Origin of the sequence: Flavobacterium segetis (assembly GCF_900129575.1) — a bacterium.
GTDB lineage: Bacteria > Bacteroidota > Bacteroidia > Flavobacteriales > Flavobacteriaceae > Flavobacterium > Flavobacterium segetis.
This window is the reverse complement of record NZ_FQWE01000006.1, coordinates 37,422-61,766: the sequence shown is the minus strand read 5'-3', so window position 1 is coordinate 61,766 and position 24,345 is coordinate 37,422. Positions and strand designations below refer to the sequence as shown.

11 protein-coding genes are annotated in these 24,345 nt (G+C 30.5%); 3 read left to right on the top strand and 8 right to left on the bottom strand.

What is annotated here, in order from left to right; translation table 11 throughout:
• Positions 1-29: 29 nt before the first annotated feature.
• From BUA99_RS09855 to BUA99_RS09820, 8 genes are all read right to left on the bottom strand, one after another.
• Positions 30-830, bottom strand: a complete 801-nt coding sequence (locus BUA99_RS09855; RefSeq protein ID WP_072991593.1) for a glycosyltransferase family 2 protein — start codon at positions 828-830, stop codon at positions 30-32.
• 1,316 nt (positions 831-2,146) lie between these two features.
• Positions 2,147-3,136, bottom strand: a complete 990-nt coding sequence (locus tag BUA99_RS09850; RefSeq protein WP_143151745.1) for a glycosyltransferase family protein — start codon at positions 3,134-3,136, stop codon at positions 2,147-2,149.
• Positions 3,137-3,338: 202 nt separating this feature from the next.
• The gene (locus BUA99_RS09845) at positions 3,339-4,220 is read right to left on the bottom strand and encodes a glycosyltransferase family 2 protein (protein ID WP_159430942.1); all 882 of its coding nucleotides are present in this window, start codon (positions 4,218-4,220) and stop codon (positions 3,339-3,341) included.
• A 94-nt stretch (positions 4,221-4,314) separates the two neighbouring features.
• Complete coding sequence (locus BUA99_RS09840) at positions 4,315-5,574, bottom strand: ABC transporter ATP-binding protein (RefSeq protein ID WP_072991588.1); 1,260 nt, start codon at positions 5,572-5,574, stop codon at positions 4,315-4,317.
• 50 nt (positions 5,575-5,624) lie between these two features.
• Entirely contained in the window at positions 5,625-6,473 is an 849-nt protein-coding gene (locus BUA99_RS09835) for an ABC transporter permease (protein WP_072991585.1), read from the bottom strand.
• 1,804 nt (positions 6,474-8,277) lie between these two features.
• Entirely contained in the window at positions 8,278-10,734 is a 2,457-nt protein-coding gene (locus BUA99_RS09830; RefSeq protein WP_072991582.1) for a fibronectin type III domain-containing protein, read from the bottom strand.
• A complete protein-coding gene (locus BUA99_RS09825) occupies positions 10,731-11,468 on the bottom strand; it encodes a hypothetical protein (RefSeq protein ID WP_143151744.1) in 738 nt (245 codons plus the stop codon). The genes BUA99_RS09830 and BUA99_RS09825 overlap by 4 nt, the downstream gene beginning before the upstream one ends.
• A gap of 4 nt (positions 11,469-11,472) precedes the next feature.
• Positions 11,473-11,898: a T9SS type A sorting domain-containing protein gene (locus tag BUA99_RS09820; protein ID WP_143151743.1), complete on the bottom strand. Its 426-nt coding sequence runs from the start codon at positions 11,896-11,898 to the stop codon at positions 11,473-11,475.
• A 659-nt stretch (positions 11,899-12,557) separates the two neighbouring features.
• Between BUA99_RS09820 and BUA99_RS09815 the strand changes: the two genes are divergently transcribed.
• The 3 genes from BUA99_RS09815 to BUA99_RS09805 all read left to right on the top strand — a co-directional run bounded on the left by BUA99_RS09815 (position 12,558) and on the right by BUA99_RS09805 (position 24,322).
• On the top strand, positions 12,558-19,196 hold the full coding sequence (locus BUA99_RS09815; protein WP_317045035.1) for a polyketide synthase: 6,639 nt from the start codon (positions 12,558-12,560) through the stop codon (positions 19,194-19,196).
• An 18-nt stretch (positions 19,197-19,214) separates the two neighbouring features.
• On the top strand, positions 19,215-20,126 hold the full coding sequence (locus BUA99_RS09810) for a cupin-like domain-containing protein (protein WP_072991572.1): 912 nt from the start codon (positions 19,215-19,217) through the stop codon (positions 20,124-20,126).
• Positions 20,127-20,332: 206 nt separating this feature from the next.
• Complete coding sequence (locus BUA99_RS09805; RefSeq protein WP_072991569.1) at positions 20,333-24,322, top strand: non-ribosomal peptide synthetase; 3,990 nt, start codon at positions 20,333-20,335, stop codon at positions 24,320-24,322.
• Positions 24,323-24,345: the final 23 nt, after the last annotated feature.

Sequence of the window (24,345 nt, the reverse complement as noted above, 5' to 3'; positions counted from 1 at the left end):
TCGATATTTGTATTAGTCTTACTAACATTTTAATAATCAAATTTCTTTATTAGACCAAGGATTTTTAACACCCTTAAAATCTTAGAATATTTATAGTAAAATTTGATTTTTTGAATCAAAAGACTTTCGTTTGCCATATGCTTAATATTAATAAAATTTTCATCAATAACAGATTCCCTCTCTTTAATTTGTAGGCTCTTATAAATATCATTAGAGCTAATGCCCGTCATATCATAATAGATTAAGTTTATCTCTTTATGCAGATATTTATAATTATATTTAAAAATTGCTAGTAAAGAAAATTTCCAATCAGAAACTATTTTTAAACTTTCATCATATAAACCCATCTCATTAAAAAGTTTCTTTTTTATAATCGTAGCTTGATGTGGCAAAGAATAAGAAAAAGCTAAAATATAAAAATCTATAATTTTTGGTGACTTCTCTTCAACAATATTATCGTTTGAAAAATAATTAAGTTTATTTCCATAAATAATATCATAATCACCTAAATCTATCATAAAAGATAAAAGAGAATTTTCATCAAAAAACCAATCTCCACTATTTAAAAACAATAGATATTCTCCACTTGCTTTCAAAATTCCTTTATTTAATGCGTTATAAATTCCTAAATCTGGCTCACTAACCCAATAGTCTAATTTAATTGAAACTTTTTCAAGGATTTCCTTACTCCCATCACTGGAGTTTCCGTCTATTACAATATATTCTATATCTTTATAAGTTTGAGCAAATACGGAATTCATAGTTTTGATTAAGCCCAACTTGTTATTATATGCAATGGTTATTATGGATAGTTTTGGATTATTTTGCATATCAATATTTTAATGTTTTAAAAATGCTGTTTTCTACTAAAAAGCTTAATAATCTTATTTTTAAAATTTCATTTGAACTAAATTAATTGAATTTTTCAGTGGGTCTGTTCTTAATAAATAATTTTATAGAGTATATTGTTTCTTTACTTATATTTTTTAAATCAGTTTTCTTTCCAAAAATTCGTCTAATTACAGAGATCATGTTTTCTGATATTTTTTTTTATCGCCAGCTATCTGTTTTAGTTAAATCTTTTTAAGGAGTAATTATTTTTGTAATAGTATAAACACATCTAATTCTTTTCCATTATTAAAATCAATTGATTAAATATGACTAAAGTATAACTTTGAAAGTCTTTCTACGGTGCCACAGTGGACTTCTAAATGCGTTTTTATATTGTAACTTTTTAATTATGTCATTATCATAGTCACGTCAATAAAAACTAGCAAAGCTGATTTATAATTTTTTTCTATTTTTAAATCTATATTTAAATCTATATTTTTTTTACATTAAGTAATAGCTAGTAGATCTCTTATTTGCATAAAGTTCAGAAATGCTTCTTCTGTATCTTATTTATTTCCTATTTTAAATCTTATTTTACTATGTTCCACTTTTGGGTAAAAGGTTTCTAAAGTAGTTTGTTCCTTGTTATGCTCATCTGTTTAGATTTTTATATTCATTGATAAATAATTATGCGATTAAAGATTGCTATATCTTCCAATTTATATCGTTTTTAATTTAATTTTACTCGCTTATTTATCTGGTATAATTTTATCAAATGTAGGTTGCTTTAGAAGAAGAGTTAGCAAAACAACTCTAACTTTTCTTTGTGAAAATTGCTTCTTTTTTTATCGCATTTGACGCCTATTATTTTCTAAAACGCAACCTTTTTTAGCTATCGATTTTTTTAGTTTTCTACCAAGTTTACTTCGATGACCAACGAACTAATCTACTATTTTTGTCCCAATGAAACGAGCTGGCATTACAACTTTAAATTATTATTTTTGATTTATATATAATTACATAAGATCTTTCTTTCTATTAAAATTTAATTCCTTGATTAAAAATATTTGGAGTAAAGCTCCAAGTGTTTTTAATTTATCCACTACACTTACGACTTAAAATAAATATGTGTTACTTAAAAAAAAGATAAATATTTTTGATACAATGTAAATTTGATTAGATAACATTCTTTTTTTTCCTGTTTTGACCCCTATAAAACAAGACTCTGTAATATAAAAACTTTTCAGAAAAAAGTACTTGATGTGATTTTTTATAAATATGGTTAACTTTTTTAATTATTGATGATTACAATAATTCACTTTTTAAAAGTATTTTGTATTGTTTCGAATAGATTTAGAATAAAATATTTGAATTTTTCACCTTTATTAATTTTGGGCTTTTTTATTAAAAAGCATTTAACTTTTGACAAGTTTTCGATATTATTTTTAATCAACGATTGATGGTATTGTGAGTAGATTTCAAAAACTTCCTGTGTGAGATTTATTTGTAAATAACGATTGTAATGTTTAGACAATAATTTAGTGTTTTTAAAGTCATAAGCACTAAAATGAAAAAATACCAATTTGGATTTATCCTTCATATAATACTGATTGTTTATTTTTTTTATTTCATTTCGTTCATGAAGATTCCAAGGTGCAACATTGAATCCATATTCCTTCATTACTTTTACTTTATCAAAAAAAATTGGTACTAAATTAATCCACAATTGATCAACAAAAAGTCCTTCACAAACTCTATTATATCCCATTTTCATAGTTTTATCTTCCCACCAATTTAGTAGGTCAATACTATTATTATTCTTAGCATTTAGCGCTATAAATCCAAGATTATATATACCATAATTTAAAAATAAGTTTTCTGATGGAAATAATTGATCCACTCCTATTGGATGTAAAATATGCGGAGTCAATAATATATCGTTTGTTTCTAATTCTTTTTCAATTGAATCTAGTAAATTAAAAATTTTTATATCTGGATCAAAATAAATTATTGTTGATAAATTGTCATTTTTAGAAATTAAATATTTAAAATAAGATGGCTTAATACAAGTATTCAGTTCAATAATATCATATTTTTCTGTTATTTCTTTAAAATAACTTAATCCGATTTCTGATAGTCTGATGATTTCAAAATCTTTAAAAAAAGTATAATCAATTTCCTCTGAAAATTCATCGCATAGCCCTATATAAAATTTATAGTCTGGGTTTGTCATCAGTAATGAATCTCCCAAAATTTTAGCTTGTGCTAAATAATTATTTGAACATATCGTAAATGCAATCTTCAATTTTTTTATTTTTTAGATGATAGTATTAATCGCATACACAGCTTATCTGTTAAGAATAAGAATTCTTTAGTTAAAGAAAATATGACATACACTTAGATACAATGGATGAGAAACATATTAAATTTGATTTCATTAAAAAAAGGTAAGATTACCACTCTCATTTTCTCATTCTTTTTTTTTAAATTTTAATACTAAATATTTTTTATAACATTGATCTTGTCGCATTAATCTCATAAACGGAATAAACTTTGTACTTTATCGGTTTTACTAATTTTAAATAATGCCCTTTTGAAAAGTTCATTTTAAAAAATAATAAATAATATGCCTTTATAATTTTTTCAAGGAATGAAGAAAACATTTTTTCATTAATCATTAACTCATATAACTTAAAATAAAAAGGAGAATAAAGTTTATAAATATTTAATAATTCTGCTTGTCTTATGCTACCGCCAGTACCAGTTTTATGATTTTCGTGAATTCGGTAAATTGAAAGTGGCTTACTTACTAAATGGAATGGTATTTTATTTTTTTTGGCCCGTAAAAACCATTCCCAATCAAATCCAAAGTGAAAATTCTCATTTAACATACCATTTTCAATCCAAACTTTTTTACTCCAAAAAGAAGAGGGCTGGATTATAAAATCAACTAATTCTAATGTAGCAAATTTTTCATTTTTTATAACATTACTCCCAAAAGATAAAACTTCCGATGATGACAACTCCTCAAAATGAATGCAGTTTCCAAAATAAATACCATCTCCATTTTCTAGATATTGTTTAGCTATATAGTGTAAAGTATTTGGCATCAAAATGTCATCACTATTCAACCACATTAAAATATCTCCAGTACTTCGAGCAAAGCCTTTATTGATAGCTTCTGATTGTCCCTTATCCTTATTTGATTCCCAATAGTTTAAATGATTTTTATACTTTATTAAAATATCGACAGAATTATCAGTGCTTCCTCCGTCATATATTATATATTCTAGGTTGGGATAAAACTGCCCTAGCACAGATAAAATTGTATCTTCTAGAAATTGTCCTTGATTATAGGAGGGAGTAACAATTGAAATTTTCGGAAACATCATATATTTTTTAAAAAACATTTATATAATAGAAAATATTTTGGATTTAAATTACCGAACAACATTTAAATAAAAATTTAAATTACATTAAAATTCATCGATTTCTCCATTCACAGTCAATAAAAACACATCCATAATCAGCACCTGAATATTGATAAAAATCTGTTCCTGTTTCTTCAATATTGAACATTACCTTTTCTTCAAGTCGAGAAATATAAGAAACATTAGGAATATGGAGGGCTGTAGTTATTTTATAAGTATTTGGTACTAGGATTGATTTTGGAATGATACATTCAACGTGAAAATTGTTGTTAGCATCTGGTAGAAAACTAGCTATTTTTTTGTTATTAGAAAAAACGATCCGATCTCTGTGGTCAATAACTTGAAATCCAAATTCTACTTTATCAACATAATTGCTCAAAAGATTGAAACTGAATAATAATTTGATAGATTCATTGAAATTAAAATTATTTCGCAAATTATCATTGCTATCTACTATTTGAATTTTATGTATATCATTATTATTTTTTGTGATCACTTCATAAAAGCTGGAAGAACTATTGCCAGAAGACACATAAAAATCTAAAGCTTTCTTAGAAGCTCCTTGATAATTAATAAGTCCGTTTTCTAATACTAGTCCTTTGTTACATAGAGTTTGAACTGCCGCTAAATTATGACTAACGAACAAAACAGTCCTGCCATCACCTTTTGAAACATCTCCCATCTTACCTAAACATTTCTTTTGAAACTCACTATCACCTACAGCTAAAACTTCGTCGATAATCAAAATTTCACTTTCGAGATGTGCAGCTACTGCAAAAGCTAGCCTAACATACATTCCTGAAGAATATCGCTTTACGGGTGTGTCAATATATTTTTCAACACCGCTAAAGTCAACAATCTCATCAAATTTGCGAGTAATTTCGTTACGGCGCATTCCCAATATTGCACCATTTAAATATATATTTTCTCTTCCTGTCATTTCTGGATTAAAACCAGTTCCGACCTCTAGTAAAGATGCTATTCTTCCATTAATTTTAAAACTTCCGGTGGTTGGTTTTGTAACCTTGCTTAACAATTTTAACAATGTACTTTTACCAGCCCCATTTCTTCCGATAATTCCAACTGCGTCGCCCTGCTCAATATTAAAATTAATATCTTTTAACGACCATACATATTCTCTTGAAGCTGTCAAAGAACGATCATTGATTTCTCCAATTTTTAAATAGGGATCTTCATTACCCCTAATTTTATGCCAAAAACGATTTAAATCATGACTTATAGTGCCTGTACCAACTTCACCTAAACGATATTGTTTAGAGATATTTGTAGCCTGTATTGCTAAATATTTCATTGAATAATTTTATGCTGTTATATAAAAATTAAATACGCCACCGTTATAATTTAAACAGTATCCATAAAGCTTTTCTCAACTTTATTAAAAATTACAACACCCACAATTAATATAATTAAAATATTTATCGTGCTCATAATTAAACTACTGAATTCAAAACTACCTTTTCCTAAAAAACCATATCTAAAACATTCGAAAATTCCAGTTAAAGGGTTTAACTTAAATATCCATTTAAATTTTTCTGGTATCGATGTAATTGAGTACACAACAGGTGTAGCATACATCAAAAGCTGTATTCCAAAGGTTAATAGAAAAACTAAATCTTTATATTTAGTCGTAAGTGCAGAAAAAATCATTCCCATGCCTAATGAAAAGCTAGCCATTAAAAGTATGAGAAAAGGTGTGATCAAAACCCAAACATTGGGACGAATTGATTCTTCAATAAAAGTAAAATACAGAATAACAACGATAAAAAGTCCAAACTGTATTGCAAATTTCATTAATCCAGAAAAAACAATTGAAAGAGGCATAATTAAGCGTGGAAAATAGACTTTCCCCATTATCGCGGCATGATCCCTAAATACAGAAGAAGTTTTGGTCAAGCATTCAGAGAAGTAATTCCAAAGTGTAATTCCAGAAAGATAAAATGCAATTTGTGGAGTACCATCAGTTGACAATTTAGCAATTTGACCAAACAACAAAACATAAATTAAAGTAGTCAAAATAGGCTGTATAAAAAACCAAATTGGTCCCAAAATAGTTTGCTTATAAAAAGTAATATACTCTTTTTTAACAAACATTATCAAGAGATCCCTGTATGACCAAACCTCCTTGATATTAATTGAAAACAGCGAATTACTTGATTTTATTTCCTCTGTCCATTGTTGTTCAATTTTCATAAGATCGTAATAAGTTTTTCATTTTTTTAAAATTTTAATTTTTAAAATTTAAATTATTATTATCAAGCCACTATCTTGAAAATGATTTTCATCCGATAAATGATGTTCACGCAAAAGGTATGGTAAGAACTATATAAGATCATATATAGAGAAACAAAAAAATGCTTTTTCAAATTTTTAGGTAAACAATTAATTTATCGCATGGATAGTAAATAGATTTAATATTGATTATCAATTACTGATTTTTATTCGTGCCAACCATCAAAGCCTCTTTAGACTGCATTATTGGATACTTAATTTGTCTTTAACTTTAATTTCTTTTTAATACTATCGGTAAAGAACTTATTTTACAATTCCGAAATTTTATAAGAATTTTTAACATTATATGTCTGTAGAAGGTTAGTGCAGTTAATTTTTTTAATCAGTATCCATGAATAGTAATAATAATAATAATAATAAAAAGTTGTTTAATTATTTAACGCTTCAGTTTATGAAAACAGTTAAAAATAGTAATAAATTAAACCTTAAAAATTAAATCTGGTAATATTTACTAGGTAACACAATTAATAATTTAACTTTGAACCTAAATTTATTAACTGATTGATAATTAGTTTAATATTTTTTTATGCTAAAAAATTTCAAGGGTACCCCAGCAGATAGTCACATCTTAAAAGCAAAAGATTAATTTTTTTTTAGTTCAAAGACATCATGTTCTAGATGAACTAACTAAAGTAATATAAGTCGCTAGAAATTTAAAAAACAATTTTCTCATCTGTTCTTTGCTACAGCCAAAAATATAAAAGGTGTTCAAATTTCAATAATAAATCTGTCTAAAAGATTGTTAATCCGATTAAATACTGATTGCAGGATTTTAGACACATTTCAAGACTTTAGAGCTTACGATAAAAAAAGTATTTTTTTTACAAATTGAGGCTTTTAACAAGTATTATAATTTTTTATTGAGCACTCTACGTTTAAAAAATATTCTAACTACTTTAAAAAAAAAGTAAAAATAAAGCTTCTGTTTTTTTTTTAAACATTGTCAAATCAATATAAAAATATGTTAGAAATGGAGCAAAAAATAGACCGATTAATAAAATTGTCATTTGAAACCACGATACAATAATGCAAAATTTTTCCGTAGCAGATTTTTAAAGTCTTAGAAATCGACATTAAATATGTTAAGTTTGAAAAGTAAAAATTATTATTAAGTTTTGAAAATAATAGATACTTTCAAAATAGTTCTAGTGCAAGGAACGTTCGCTTATTTTTTTTAAGAAAGAAGGTTTTAATATACTACATGGTGTATTTATTAATTATGGAGAACCGAATAAATAATATTCACGGAATGTGAAATCTGAAATTCTCTATCAAAATTAAAGTCTACTTCTTTTATTTCATATCTTAAAAATATAAGTTTTAAATTTAAAATACGATCAAAACTTATCAGATGGCTAAATAATTAGCCGAGTGTAAAAAGCGATGAAATAAAATGGAAATCAGCATTCAAACTATGATTACGCAATAATTAATTATCGAGTAATTTACGTCCAAAGTGAAGTTAGATGTAAAATTTAGTGATTCTGAATTTTTTTACAAGACACAAGAAAAATATATGTAAATTAACTAATAAGGCTTGAAAAGTATCTTTAAAGTCGAGGCAAAATTCAACTTGATTCACTCTTGTAAAACAAAAATAATTATTAATACCCTCTTTTTATAAAACTTGAAATGTTAACACCACACTATTATATTATTGTACAAAAGTTTAAGAATATATATATCTTTTTAAAAATATTTATTTTTATTGAGTAACTAAAAATTGCGGATAAGGATTTGGAAGTGAGTTAATCAACACCGTTGGTACCCCTTCCTTTACATTAACCAATAATTTGCTTAATGCAGAATTTGATTCCAAAATGCTATTAACATAAATAGCGGAAGACGCATAATAGCCACCACCTGGCTTGGGCAAGGTTATGTCTCCCGCAATTTTAGAGTTAATAATATATTGAAAAGTAGGATTATACAAGACAGGAGAAAACACTTTAGATTTATCTAAAAAATTGCAACCTTCAATATTAGAATAAATACACTTGATTGTAGATTCAGTTACGTTATTATTATAAATAAAAGTATTGTGCATATTAATATTATTACCGCTAATAATATTTTTACCGTCAAAGTTTGTGAAATCACAATTTGCTACTATCGGACCGTTTTGGCCGCCTATACTTAATGCTGTTTGGCCTCTATCAAATTTACAATCAACCCACGCATTACCATTATCTGCTCTCGTAGTAATCAAGGATACTGCCGTCTTACAATTGATGAATTGATTCTTATAGAACATCGTTTTATCAACAAAGCTTGAAAAATCAATATCAGAGGTAGTTGTAAGCGCATCCTGAAAAAATCCAACATTACAATCGATAAAGCTTATATTATCAAGAAAATTATTATCAAATCCTCTAATGTTTTTTAAATGAATTCCATATTTTTGATTTCTAAACACTACGAATTTCATTTTTTGATATGAAATGTGTTGGGTTCCAAAATCCTGCGAAGAAAAGATTCCCGTGTTTCCTCCTTGTAACGTTAAATAAGCTAACAAGAAATTATCATCTTGCCCGCCTAATAGGGATATCAGAGGAAAATCGTCTGTTACCCCCACTAAAACTGTCTTTCCTGTTCCTTTACCGATTATTCCATGCTTCCGGTCAAGAGGGATCTTAAGTGTGGAAGTAATATAAAAAACTCCTTCGGGCAGATTAGCAACTCCTTCTGTGTCAATTAAATTTTGAATAAAGGTTGTACTGTCAAATTTACCATCTCTTTCCAATTTCCAATTAGCACCTAGTGGGTCTGGCAATATTTCCCAATTAGGTCGTGCCCACGGAGTAAATTGTTTTCCAAGAATCATACTAGAAAGCGAAGTAATTGCTGAGCTATTTTCTATCTGTGCTTGCTGTATGATTCCGTCATAAGTAAACAAATTATTAAAATTTAAATTACCATATACTTCAAAGCCAGTTGGAGTTGTTCCAGATTTTCTAATTATTTTCTCGCCATCTCCTCCACTATTTATTCCAAATAAATTAGTCTTAGACGCTATTATACTTGCAGGCGTGGAATTGAAAGCGTTTAAAAAAAACACATTATCAGCAGTTATATCAAATGCCGGAGTTCTGATGGCTGAATAAGAATTTCCCCCGCCTACAGAAGCAAGTTTAACATCACCCATATTTTGGGCATAAAACATAGCTTTTTTACCTAATCCGTTAAGATTCCAGCCCTCAGCATCTACACCTACAAAGGTGGTTGATTGCAAACCATCAAGTTCTGTCGTGTCGCCGTGAGGTGTTAAAAAATTAGTATGTAAATGAACATTACCAAAGCTTGGAGTGTTTATATTCCCTTTCATGACAAGGAGATTAGATATCGTTCCTGCTTGATGTTTAATTATCTTATTGTTCCTGATATAACCTAACTGACTACAATCTATTCTTATAGGTCCACCATAGTCTATAAGTAAATTGTTTTCAAACTTTACGCCAGTTCCTACTAAAGGTCCATTTTTTATTGACTTGAAAGTGTTACCTGAAATAGTTTCTCCTGCTTGTAAAATTATACTATTTCCATCGATTATAGTCAAATTCTCTAAATATACATTAGTACTTCCAGCAGCAATTGTTACATCAGGGACTAGAGTAAAACTAGGATCTCCATACAGTCTTTGATTACTGCGCATTATTATACCCACACCTGAATAATTTCCTCGTTCCAGGCGTACTGCGCCGTAAGTGTCAAGAGCTTGTTGCAATGTTGCTTTCTTTGCCACTGGTAATAAATAAGCCTTAAAATATTCTATTTCTTCTAATTGATTGTTTACTCCTGCGTAGATAATACTAGTAGTAATTTGCTGCTCGTTGCTACTAGCAGATATCTTGCTCGAATTATTGACTGCTCTTACTGTTAGCTTATATTGTGTCTTAGGTAAAAGACCTAACAACTTATATTTTGTTACTATTCCAATTGATGTTGCTAAAAAAGTATCATTATTATAAATTCTGTATTCCGTAATTTTAGCGCGATCAGATGGAGCGTTCCAAGATAGTTCAACAGTACTTTCTGAAACTGAACTGGCTATTAAATTAGTTGGCGCACCTGTTTGTTTAGTTTGAGCCTCCTCAATACCGTAGTGATAATTCTGCGAAAGAACTACAGTAGAAAAGAAAAAAACATAAATTACATACTTCATTGTCCTGATATTATATAAGAATTTAATCCTGATTTTCTGAGCAATCCAAATCGTACATTTCCAGCGACACTAGTGAACTTTGCAATAACTGTATTATAGTTAATTGTCACCCCTGGGGAAGGAAATATCGTTAATTCAGCTCCGTTGTGCGCTTCTAAATTGATTGTATCACCTATTGTCATAGTGGTAAATCCAGAAGTTAAAGTTAACGTGGATGATGCTGTACATTCTATTGTATTATTAATATCTCCTACAGCTACATCTCTAGAACTGGTAAATGAACGTATTGCCGCTTTTGTCGAATTTGTTGTCGATGAACCAACTAATCGCTCAGCAGTTTTCGCATGTAAAGCGTATGGAACGCTTAGTAATTGTGTTATTCCTATAATATTATAATTAGAGCCACCATTTAGATCCACTTGTGTCTCTATGAAATAAGATCCGCTCTGCCATGATATTGTACTAAAACTACCGGTTACATTTTTGCCCATACCTATTTCAAGCGAGACTAATCCGTTATTATTAGAAATAATGTTGTGAGTCTCTTGGTAAACCGCCGTTCCGTTAGGATTGCCTTGATGAATGATTATTTTTATGCTTACATTAGAATTAATTAATAGGTTGTTATCTGGCGCACGAATTATTGCTTGATAACTAATTTTTTCTGGTGTCTGTGCAGAAGTCGCAACAGAAATAAACAGAAATATGAATAAGGTGATTAATGATTGCTTCATCATTTTATTGTTTTATTATTTTAAATATATTTACAACTTTTTTACCGTCGTACACACGAAGAACATAGATAGAAGAGTTTAGATTACTAAGATTAATTTGAATTTCAGTTTGATTAATGGTGTTTTGCTTTATCAATCTTCCTTGCAAATCATATAGTTGATAAAATTGTTCTCCTGGCTTTATATTGATACCATTTAAACTTACATTCACAAAATCTATCGCTGGATTTGGATAAATCAACACCTGAACCTTTGATTGAATATTCTCAATTATAGGATTATTAATAGTTGCTTCCTGATGCTGAATGCCCTGGGCCACATTGTAAATAGATTGAATTCCAATATAAGTGTAAAATACTTGTCCTATTGAATAGGATATCGTTCCAGTACTCCCAGTTGAATTACTTCCAGAGGAAATTAAAGTTTCCATAACGCGATTGGTAAAGGACTGATTGTTTTGACTAAATCCTTGAACGAAAAAAAAAAACACGATAATTATTGACAATAGGTCAAGTTTACTTAAATACTTGAATTTCACAGTTTAAAAATCTTTTAAATTTATTTTACAAAAATATTTAATTGCAAAATATAATCGACACATATACCATTATATCTGATAAAATACATAAAATCAATGACTTTAGTGATTTTTTACTTACGTTAATTTTATTTTATAAATTTAAAGACACTATTTATTAATATTTATGACCTTAAATTATTTAGAAATTTACTCTTACAATAATTAGAATCCACAGCTAACGTAATTTTTTATTCTAAATTATGTAGTTACTATTAGCATTGCAATTTGCTTCATTGCTCTTACACAATTTTTTTTTATTTCACAATCTTAAAAATACTGCACTACGTCGACGATTATCGCTTTACAAAGAAGATGTATATTTATGTTCTTTTTTTTTACTTTTTTTGGTTAAACTTTTGATTATTGATTAATAGTATAAGTGTTTTTGAAACAATTCATGATTTTAACTTAAAATATAGTTTTTATTCAAAAGATATAAAGAACGTAATTAAATAATTACAAAATAAGTATTATATAGTTACTGATTTTAAAAAAAAACTTCAGTAACAATGTGTTTTATAAATCTACAATTAATTATAAAAACGTTAAAAATGTACGCTAAAAATAATACATATTTGCTTTTTGAAAAATCCGCCAGACTTTATCCGCATGTACATTGTTTATTTTGTGAGGATAAAATTATGACATATAGTGAACTAGAAAAAGAAGTATCAAAAGTGCATCTTGACGTTCTAGAATTTGCTAATAACGAAAGAATAATTGGATTATCGGCTACGCGAGGCGTTGATCAAATAATTTCCATGTTAGCGATTTTAAAATCTGGTAAAGCTTATCTGCCAATTGATTTTAGCTATCCAAAAATTGTGTTACAAAAAATTATTGCAAATTCTAATTTAAAGTTTTGCTTATCAAATAAAGTACAGGAGCCTATAGTTATAGAGATGGGACTTAGATTATTAAAAAAAAGCAACAAACCAAACATAACTGAAAGTAGACAGGATTTGATGTCTGAAAATGGAGCCTATATATTATATACTTCTGGCACGACAGGTGATCCAAAAGGTGTTTGCATGGGACAAGATGCGATTATAAATCTTATTCATTGGCAAAATGAAAACTCAATAAGTAAAAAAGGAACAATTACTTTACAATTTGCACCCCTAACATTTGACGTTTCTTTCCAAGAAATAATGGCTACTCTAAGTACTGGAGGCACTCTCGTATTGATTGAGGAATCCATCAGACTTGATATGCGCGCACTTTTATATTTTTTAAAAAAGCATCAAATCAATCGTATTTTTTTACCATTTGTTGCGCTACAAGCTTTAGCTGAGGCTGCAATAAATAATAAAGTTTTTCCATATTCACTTAAAGAAATAATGACTGCAGGAGAGCAACTAAAAATTACACCTACAATAAGATCATTTTTTGAAGCTTTGAATAATTGTATTCTTTATAATCAGTACGGTCCTACAGAATGTCATGTGGTAACTCAATTAAAATTAGTGGGTAATCCTGAATTGTGGCCAGCATTGCCCTCGATAGGTAAGCCAATTACAAAAACCTCAATATTTATCCTTAATCAAAATCAAGAAATTGTGGCTGATACAGAGATTGGAGAACTGTATATTGCTGGAGTGTGTTTAGCCGAAGGATATTTAAATAACAAACAACTAACCGAGAAAAGCTTTATTGACTGGAAATTACCTGAAGGTAAAAACATTCGATTATATCGATCTGGAGACATCGCTCGCTATTTAGAAAACGGAAACATAGAATTTCTAGGTAGAAAAGATGATCAAATAAAAATTAGGGGACATAGAATCGAGTTAGCTGAAATAGAATTAATAATAAATTCTTTAAACTCTGTTAAACAAGCAGTTGTATTATCCTCTAATCATTTAGGAGAAAGTCAAATAGTAGCCTATATTCAAGTAAAAGATTTAAGTATAGATATTACTAATATTCGCAATGAAGTTTTGAAATTACTTCCGGTATATATGGTTCCATCATACTTTATATTGATTGAAAATCTTCCATTCACTTCAAGCGGAAAGATTGATAAAAAGGCATTACCAATTCCGCAATATATTAGGCCTGATTCAGCTCCCATATTAAGAAAACCTGCTACAAAAATAGAGCATGATATTGTAAAAATTTGGCACGAACAACTACAAATTCCAATAATCGGAATTGACGATAATTTTTTTGAGATGGGCGGTTCATCGCTGTTAACGCAACGTTTAGTGTTCCAGTTAAACAAGCAAATGAATTTGAATGTATCGGCTACAAATATTTATCAATACCCAACTATATCCTTGCTAATTAAATATTTAGAAGAACGTGATACTATTCCTTTACATGTTGTTCCGAAATCAAAAGTTGGAAAAAAGTCACTAGATGTTGCTATTATCGGCATGGCAGGAAGGTTTCCTGGAGCAGATACAATTGATGAACTATGGGATGTTTTAAAAGAGGGTAAAGAAACTATTCGTTTTTTTCATAAAGAGGAACTTGATTCAAGTCTACCCGATTCTTTACGAAACGACCCTCTTTATGTTGGAGCCCGCGGAATCATAGCATCTGCAAATACATTTGATGCTTCTTTTTTTGGAATAAATCCAAAACTGGCTGAAGTAATGGATCCTCAAATACGTTTATTTTTAGAAATTGCTTGGGAAGTTCTTGAGCAAAGTGGTTATCTACCTAGATATTATAACGGGAGTGTGGGTGTTTATGCGGGTGTTGGAACCAATACTTATTATAAAAAGAATATTTTACCTAACACAGCTGTATTAGAAAGTGTTGGTTATTTTCAAGCCGAGACCGTCAATGAGAAAGATTACATAGCATCCCGAACGGCTTATCATTTAAACTTAAAAGGCCCAGCAGTAAGCATCCATTCGGCATGCTCTACCTCGTTGCTAGCAATAGCAGAAGCTGTAGAATCCATTAGGAATGGCAATTGTGAAATTGCACTAGCAGGAGGATCTAGTGTAACTGCGCCTATTTTTAGTGGACATCTCTATCAGGAAGGCTCCATGTTAAGTCCTGATGGACATTGTCGCTCCTTTGATGCTGCAGCTAAAGGAACTGTTTTTAGCGACGGCGCTGGTGTAATACTCTTAAAAAGTTTAGAAACTGCTCAAAAGGATGGAGATAGAGTATATGGTCTTATAAAAGGTATTGGAGTTAGTAATGATGGCGGAAACAAAGGTAGTTTTACAGCACCAAGCGCTGAAGGCCAAGCTATTGCTATCAAAAAAGCAATTCAAGATGCTCAAATTGAACCCAGTACTATCAGTTATATTGAAACTCATGGAACTGCCACGCCCCTAGGAGACCCAATTGAAATTGAAGGACTAAAATTAGCATTTGGCTCTCAACCTAAAAATGGTGTTTGCGCCCTAGGATCAATTAAAAGTAATATGGGGCATCTTACCGCTGCCGCTGGTGTTGCAGGATTGATTAAAACAATCTTAGCCATGAATCATAAACTAATTCCTCCATCACTAGGATTCAAAAGAGCTAATCCAATTATTGATTTTGAAAACAGTCCATTTTATGTAAATTCGGAATTAATTAATTGGCAATCAAATGAACTAGTTAGAGCAGGAGTTAGTTCCTTTGGTGTTGGAGGAACAAACGTTCATGTAGTACTCGAAGAATATGTTGAAGGGCCAAAAATTTCTGGTTTAAGTAGACCATTTCAACTTTTAAAATGGTCAGCTAAATCAGAACATAGTTTAGCTTGTTATAAAACTAAATTAGGAAATTTTTTAAAAGATCATCAAAATTTAAAACTTGCTGATGTTTCATATTCACTAGACCAAACGAGAGATAGCTTTGCCCATCGAAGTTTTCTCGTATCGAGCAATTGTATTGAAGCGCAGAAAGAGTTGCTTTTGATTGAAAATAAAAATATAAAAATATCGCATTTAGCAATAGCACCTAGTGAAATTGTATTTCTTTTCCCCGGTCAAGGTTCTCAATTCTCTCAAATGGGTTGGGATTTTTATAAAAACGAGTCTGTTTTTAAAAAAGCAGTAGATCAATGTGCAGAGATCTTACTTGAAAAGATACATATAGACATTCGTAAAATTCTATATCCTGAAAAAGTCACTCTTGAAACAGAAGCTAAATTAAAAGACACTCGATTCACTCAGCCCGCTTTATTTGTAACAGAATATGCATTAGCTCAGCTTTGGTTAAGTTGGGGAATTAAACCTACTCAGCTATGTGGACACAGTATTGGTGAATTTGTTGCGGCACATCTTGCAGGGGTATTAAGTTTAAAAGATGTATTGCATTTAATTGCTTTAAGAGGTCAATTAGTAAGTCAACTCCCAACAGGAAGTATGTTATCCATAAGAATGACCGAAGACAAATTAATGGAAATTATTCCAACTACTCTTTCACTGGCTGCAATTAATTCTAAAGCGTTATGTGTTGTTGCAGGTGAAGATCTCGCCATAAGAAATTTTGCGGAGTCGCTAGACCACCTGGAAATAGCAAATAAATTACTAGCAACCAGCCATGCCTTTCATTCAGCAATGATGAATCCTATTTTAGAAACATTTGAAGCAGAAGTAAAAAAGATAACGTTGAATAAGCCCAATATACCAATAATTTCAACAGTTACAGGATTAAAACTTACTGATGGTGAAGCTTCTAGTTCAAGATATTGGTCTGATCACTTACGCCAAACAGTCAAATTTGCTGCAGCAGCTGATACTTTACTAAAATTAGATAATCCTATATTCCTAGAAATTGGTCCTAGTCAAACATTAATTACTTTAACCAAACAACAAGGAGCTGGAAAAACAGTAGCAGCATTTGCAAGCTTACTTCAAACAAAAGATGACCAAAATGAATATACAACTATACTTACGTCTCTAGGCGAGCTATGGCTTAGAGGAGTAGAATCTCAACCGGATATTTTTTACAATGATCAACAAAGACACCAGATTGAATTACCCAGCTATGTTTTCGATCGTAAATTTTGTTGGATTGATCCGCCTGGTACTTTACATCAAGACCACCCATCTAAAAATAACGTTGCAGAATATTCATTTACCAATCTCAAGAAAAATAATGATATGAGAAAAACTACTATTCTTAATAAAATTTCTTCCATTGTTAATCAAACATCAGGTATTGATTTTCCTGTTGATACTTTTTCTCAAAGTTTTCTTGATCTTGGATTAGATTCTTTATTACTCACTCAGCTTGCCATAAGGTTGAAAAAAGACTTTAAACTCCCTATTACATTTCGTCAACTGAATGAACAATTTAATTCACCACATCTTTTAGCAGATTACATTCATCAGAATATTTCCGAAGAAGAGCAGCCTCACAAAATGATTAATGCACCAGTTAAGGACATAACTGAAAATTTATTTATTACACCAAAACAATCGATACCTATTCCACAGGATCACAACACTGCGACTTTAGGATTAATAGCGCAGCAACTTCAGCTTTTAGGCAAGCAAATGGAACTTCTTCAAGTAAATACCTTAGCTCAGTCTACAGGAATACTTTATAAAGAAATAAATAATTCTATAGCAGAATCTTCTTTTCCTAAAAATACAACTCAAGATAGTAGAACAGCTGAGGAAATTATGGAGCATCAAAAACCTTTTGGTGCATCTCCAAAAATCGAAAAGCAAATAAAAGAAATGAGCTATTCTCAAAAGCAATTTCTTAATGAGCTAATAAATCGGTACTCAAAAAAAACAGCTGGCAGTAAATCGTCTACCCAAAAAAATAGAAGTTTCATGGCAGATCCTAGAGTAGTCTCAGGATTCAAACCTTTAACAAAAGAAATTGTGTATCCAATTGTTATTGAAAAATCAAGCGGTAATAGACTGTGGGATATAGATGGTAATGAATATATTGACGCTCTTAACGGATTTGGATCTTGCATTTTTGGTCATCAACCTGATTTCATTAAAGAAACATTGCATAATCAAATTGAAAATGGATTTGAGGTAGGACCTCAACATCCACTGGCAGGCGAAGTTTGTGAATTACTTTGCGAATTCACTGGCCATGAACGTGCTGCGTTATGTAATACAGGCTCTGAAGCTGTATTAGGAGCCATTCGAATTGCAAGAACGGTCACTGGTCGCTCATTGATCGTTGCTTTTTCTGGTTCTTATCATGGAATAATAGATGAAGCGCTTGTACGTGGCTCAAAGAAATTAATAACATTTCCTGCAGCTCCAGGAATTATGCCTGAATCTGTTCAAAACATGTTGATTTTAGAATATGGAACAGAGGAAAGTCTTCAAATAATTGCTGCACGAGCAGATGAATTAGCTGCTGTACTAGTTGAGCCAGTGCAAAGCAGAAGACCAGAATTTCAGCCAATAGAATTTTTACATAAATTACGCTCTCTAACTACACAATCTGAAATAGCACTTATTTTTGATGAGGTTATTACTGGATTCAGAGTTCATCCAGGTGGTGCTCAAGCGCTTTTTGATATTCACGCTGATATAGCAACTTATGGAAAAGTGATTGGTGGTGGACTATCGATTGGTGCTATTGCTGGCAAACGAAAATATATGGACGCTTTAGATGGTGGGCAATGGCAATTTGGCGATGATTCTATTCCAGAGGTAGGGGTTACTTATTTTGCTGGCACCTTTGTAAGACATCCTTTAGCTTTAGCTGCTTCAAAAGCCTCTCTAATCCATCTAAAAAATAAGGGTTCAATGTTGCAAGAAAAACTTAATGAAATGACAACTTGCCTGGCATCTGAATTAAACATTGAATTTACAAATAGAAAACTGCCAATGAGAATCAATCATTTTGGTTCATTATGGAGACTTAAATTTGATGATGACGTTCAATATGGCGAATTGTTGTTTACTTTACTTCGTGAAAACGGAATTCATATTTGGGATGGCTTTCCATGCTTTTTAACAGAATCTTACACAAAAGCTGATATTCATAAAATTATTAATTCATTTGTATTATGCCTTGACAGCATGCTTTCAGTAGGATTTTTTACCAAGATAAAAATTAACAATGATTTATCAACTGATAGTAGTAAGCTAAAAAATATTAACACGCCGCCCATAGCTGGAGCAAAATTAGGAAGAGATGAAGAGGGAAATCCAGCATGGTTTATACTCGATACTAATATCAATGGCGATTACTTTAAAATTGATTTATGAAAAATTAATAAATTCATTATGGCTACAAAAACAGTCGAATTAGTTCGTGAAAGAGGTCTCAAAGTCGAAAAAAAATACGGCATGACATACGATGAATTTTCCAAAGACCATTTATTTGCAAATTATCCTGTAGTTATAGGTGATGCGTGTAAAGATTGGAAAGCGAAGGAAAAGTTTACACTAGAATTTTTTAAATCTAACTATGGAGATAAAGAAGTTATAGTGGAAGGTCAAAAATTTATGCTTAAAGATTATATTACTTTAATGGAAACTGCAACTAATGAAAATCCTGCGCCATATCCATGTAAACTTCAAATAGATAATGACTATCCAGAACTTATACCTGACGTTTCACCTCGCTTTAAATATTCTATGCCTGACTGGACGAACAGCAAATTAATCCCTAAAAAATTTATTGGTGGAGCTAATACTTTAGAAATATTTTTTGGAAGTCCTGGAGGTCAATTTCCCTATGTTCATTACGATTATTTATGCTTGCATGCTTTTATAACACAACTACATGGAGTGAAAGAATTTACAGTTATTCCTCCTAACCAAACTCCTTATATTTATCAAAAAAAAGATAATTTATGGGTTTCAGAAATACCAAATATAAAAAATATTGACTTTGAGAAATATCCACTCTCTAGGAACTTAACCCCAATTACTTTTACAATTTTTCCTGGAGAAACATTATTTATACCTTGTGGTTGGTGGCATACGGCACAATCTTTAACATCAACTGTTTCAATTGCACAAGATTGTTTAAATACATCAAATTTTTTTCAATTTAAAAAAGAAGTGTTTTTAAACTTATCGAAAAGAAAAAGCATTAAAGCATATTTGGGGAAAATCTATCTGACAATAATAATAGCTCTGATAGAAATTTTAGATCGATTCAAAATCAAAATAATTTCTATTATTGATTGAAATAATTTTCGCATTAATCAAATTTAATATTTGTATTTACAGCATTTATTAAAAATTCATTGGAAATCAAAAATTTGAAAAAAAAATATCATCTTAAAAATTTCGCAATAAATTCTCAATATTTTACATGATCTCTTTTTATTAGAAGATCAGAAATATAATTTTAAAGATATAGTAGGAATCAAAAATAAAATAGTGTCAAAATCATGTTGAATATAAATACTAAATATAATCCTTTTGAAGGTCCTGAAATAGAAAAGGTCGTTTTTACTACGATGGCGCAGTCTGAAATTTGGACTGCCTGTTTTTTAGGAGAAAAGGACGCATCACGAGCGTACAATGAATCTATCACAGTAGAGTTTATAGGATTATTGGACTCCAAGGCGATGCTTAGGGCTATTCAAACTTTGGTTGAAAGACACGAATCGCTTCGTGCTACATTTAGCACTGACGGTGTTTATATGTCAATCTACAAGAAAATTACAATCAAACTTGAAACAATAGATATATCTACTTTAGAACAAGTTGAGCAGGAGAAGGTATCGACTCAATATATCAATGATCATACTAATTTTTTATTTGATCTTGTAAATGGACCACTAATAAAAGTTGGATTAATAAAACAATCTAGTAATCTTCATAGTTTGGTTATTACAGCACATCATATTATTTGTGATGGATGGTCCATTGGGATATTACTTCAGGATTTAGGATCTATTTATACAGGTTTCGTTGAAAATAAAGAAGCTAAATTACCAGAGCCAGTTTTATTTAGTATTTATGCAGATGAAGAGAAAAAATTTTTACTAAGTGAGGAAAGTAAAGCAATTGAAAAATTCTGGTATGCTATTTATGAAAATTCAATACCTGTTGTAAATTTACCTATTGACAATCCCAGACCAGCAATTAGAACTTATAAGGGTCATCGTCTTGATTTTGCTTTAGATCTCTCTTTGGTAACTAACCTCAAACAATTAGGTTTAAATAATGGATCAAGTTTAGTTACCACTTTACTATCTTGTTTCGAGATTTTTTTATATCAGCTTACTCGTCAAGATGATCTTGTAATTGGACTTCCCTTTGCAGGACAACCAGTTAAAGGAATGAATTATCTTATTGGACATTGCGCTAACTTGCTTCCATTACGAAGTATTATAGATCCTAAATTATCGTTTGTTGATTACTTAAAAAAAAGAAAGTCAGAACTTTTTGATTGTTATGATCATTACCAGTTAAGTTTTGGACAACTTTTACAAAAATTGAATATTGCTCGCGATCCCTCCCGAGTTCCATTAGCTCCAGTTGCTTTCAATATAGACATCGGAATGATTGAGGGTGTTCACTTCAAAAACTTAAAATTTGATTTAAAAAGTAATCCCAAAGCTTTTGAAGCTTTTGAAATATTTCTCAATATTAGCGGTACCGATAAAAAACTAAGTTTTGAATGGTCTTTTAATCAAAATCTTTTTAAAACAGAAACCATTAAAAAAATGATGGATTCATTTGAGAAAATAGTACAAAAAATTATTGAAGATCCTGAACAGAAAATCGAATGTATTATTTTTCAAGATTTTTTAAAGCAATACAAAAACTTAAACGATACAAAAAGCGATTACCCGAAAAGCACACTACATGACCTTTTTGATGAACGTGCTCGATTGACACCAAATGCAATTGCGATACAGTATCAAGATGAAAAAATATCATATTGTCACTTACAAAATAAAATCAATCAAATAGCTAACTATCTGCGCTCTGAAGGTTTAAGACCAGGACAAGTGGTTGTTGTTTCTCTAAATCGAACACCTGAGTTCATTGCCTGCCTTTTTGCAATTTTACAATGTGGTGCTTCCTATGTTCCAGTTGATCCAGTGTATCCTGATGCCAGAGTAAAATTAATTATTGAGGATTGTAATGCTATACTTTATATTGGTTTAAAATCGAAAAAAAACGTAACTGAAAAAGTAATTTCAGTTTCGATTGATGAGATTTTAGATGGGATAAGCAACTTGCCAACAGAAGCTTTACATTTAGATATCCCTACAAATTATGTTGCTTACATTATTTATACCTCTGGATCTACTGGTATTCCAAAAGGAGTTCAAGTTGCTCATTGTAATGTGATCAACCTTGTCTATTCTATGGCTGTAGCTCCCGGAATTAGCGAAAAAGATAAAATATTTGCCGTGACAACTATTTCATTTGATGCTATGGTAATGGAAATATACTTTCCATTATTGTTTGGAGCTTGTGTAGTACTTGTAGATGAAGTCGTCCGCTCAGATGGAGCTTTATTACTTAAAAAAGCAATCTCTGATAAAATTACAATCTTGTGGGGAACTCCTATTATTTGGCAAATTCTTCTTGATTCCGGTTGGGAAAAACCATTAACTATTAAAGCTTTAATTGGTGGAGAACCTGTGCCTAAAGCTTTAGCACAAAAATTACTTTCCTTATGTGATGAATTATGGAATATTTATGGTCCCACTGAAACCACTGTTTGCTCTGTACTAACGCAAATTAATAGTACGGATGACCCAATAACCATTGGAAAACCTATTGCAAATACTAAAATTTATTTATTAGACAAACAAGGAATTTTAGTACCTGAGGGTGCCCTTGGAGAAATTGCTATTGCCGGAGATGGGGTATCGCTTGGCTATCTCAATCGACCTGATCTCAACGTTGAGCGTTTTATATTGAATCCCTTTGAAAAAGACTTAGCTAGTAAAATGTATCTGTCTGGCGATTTAGGCAAGATTTTACCTAATGGGCAGCTACAATGTTTAGGCAGAATCGATCAACAGGTTAAAGTGAGAGGTTATCGCATAGAATTAGGTGAAATAGAATATTTTTTGAGTAAAATTCAAAATATTAGTGTAGCGGTTGTGATAGCTAAAGTTGATATTCTTGTTGCATTCATTGTTTTGGAAGTTAAAAATAACGATCAAGTTACTAATGTACAATCATGGCGTGAAGAGCTAGCTACTCAATTACCACTTTTTATGATACCCAATATTTTTCATGTTATATCCCAAATGCCACTTACAGTCAATGGTAAAATCGATAGAAAAACATTGTTAGAATATGAATCTATTTCAGAGCTCAAAACAGAGCACACAGCACCACGAACTGAAGAAGAGGAAACAGTAGCCTCCATTTGGGAAGAAAATTTAAATATTAGTAACATAAATATTTACGATAATTTTTTTGAAATGGGCGGACATTCCATTAGTGCAATCAAAGTTATGCTAGAAATTGAAAAGCAGACAGGCATAAAAATTCCTTTATCTTCACTATTTGAGCATTCTACAGTAGAAAAATTTGCCAAATTATTACAAAAAGAAAACAAAATTACACATGATTATTTAGTACCAATCAAGCCAGATGGTACAAAAACACCGCTTTTTATAGTTCACGGTGGAGGACTCAACATTTTAAATTTTGCTAATGTAATTGCTAATTTCGATCAAGATCAGCCGGTTTATGGTTTACAAGGAATAGGCCCAAACGGTTTTGAAAATTGGTTTGAATCCATCGAAGATATGGCTACTCTTTACATAGAATGTATCGAAAAAATTCATGTTGGAGGTCCATATGCGCTTGCAGGTTTTTCTTTTGGAGGTGTTGTCGCTTTTGAAATGGCGAAACAATTAAAGATAAAAGGTAAAACAGTAAGCATTATTGCTGCATTAGACACTTATATCGACTCCTCATATTTTTATTCTAAATATTCCCACAAACAAGTAATAAGGTACTTAGATGTTACAAATCGTAGGCTACATTTTCTAAAAGAAATACTCTTTAGCTGGAAGGCTTTTAAACTGCGGACTAAAGCTAAAAAGAAGCATCTCTTGAAAAGGTATTTTGGTTTAAAAGATAGTTTGACAGAACAGGATGCTCTAGCACTTGAGCAATACGTGCAAGCTAGCGCTATGGTAAATAAAATAGTTGATCGTTATCATCTAGTTCCACAAGATTTTGAAGTAGAATTATTTAGAGCACAAGATGATGAATATTACAAATCAGATCCAGAACATCTAGGGTGGAAAAAAGCGGCTTTAAAAGGTGTTAATATTCATAATATTCCAGGAAATCATTTAAGTATAGTATCGCCTCCAAATGATAAAATCTTAGTTAAACTTCTTCAGAATCTTTTAGATGAAAAGCATCAAGAATACAGAGTAAAACAATAACGAATTAGCATTTGATTAAAATT

Excerpts from the sequence above, each read along its gene's own strand:
- BUA99_RS09855 (WP_072991593.1), bottom strand. The coding sequence starts at position 830 with ATGCAAAATAATCCAAAACTATCCATAATAACCATTGCATATAATAAC.
- BUA99_RS09845 (WP_159430942.1), bottom strand. The coding sequence starts at position 4,220 with ATGTTTCCGAAAATTTCAATTGTTACTCCCTCCTATAATCAAGGACAA.
- BUA99_RS09840 (WP_072991588.1), bottom strand. The coding sequence starts at position 5,574 with ATGAAATATTTAGCAATACAGGCTACAAATATCTCTAAACAATATCGT.
- BUA99_RS09835 (WP_072991585.1), bottom strand. The coding sequence starts at position 6,473 with ATGAAAATTGAACAACAATGGACAGAGGAAATAAAATCAAGTAATTCG.
- BUA99_RS09830 (WP_072991582.1), bottom strand. The coding sequence starts at position 10,734 with ATGAAGTATGTAATTTATGTTTTTTTCTTTTCTACTGTAGTTCTTTCG.
- BUA99_RS09825 (WP_143151744.1), bottom strand. The coding sequence starts at position 11,468 with ATGAAGCAATCATTAATCACCTTATTCATATTTCTGTTTATTTCTGTT.
- BUA99_RS09820 (WP_143151743.1), bottom strand. The coding sequence starts at position 11,898 with ATGGAAACTTTAATTTCCTCTGGAAGTAATTCAACTGGGAGTACTGGA.
- BUA99_RS09815 (WP_317045035.1), top strand. The coding sequence starts at position 12,558 with ATGTGTTTTATAAATCTACAATTAATTATAAAAACGTTAAAAATGTAC.
- BUA99_RS09810 (WP_072991572.1), top strand. The coding sequence starts at position 19,215 with ATGGCTACAAAAACAGTCGAATTAGTTCGTGAAAGAGGTCTCAAAGTC.
- BUA99_RS09805 (WP_072991569.1), top strand. The coding sequence starts at position 20,333 with ATGTTGAATATAAATACTAAATATAATCCTTTTGAAGGTCCTGAAATA.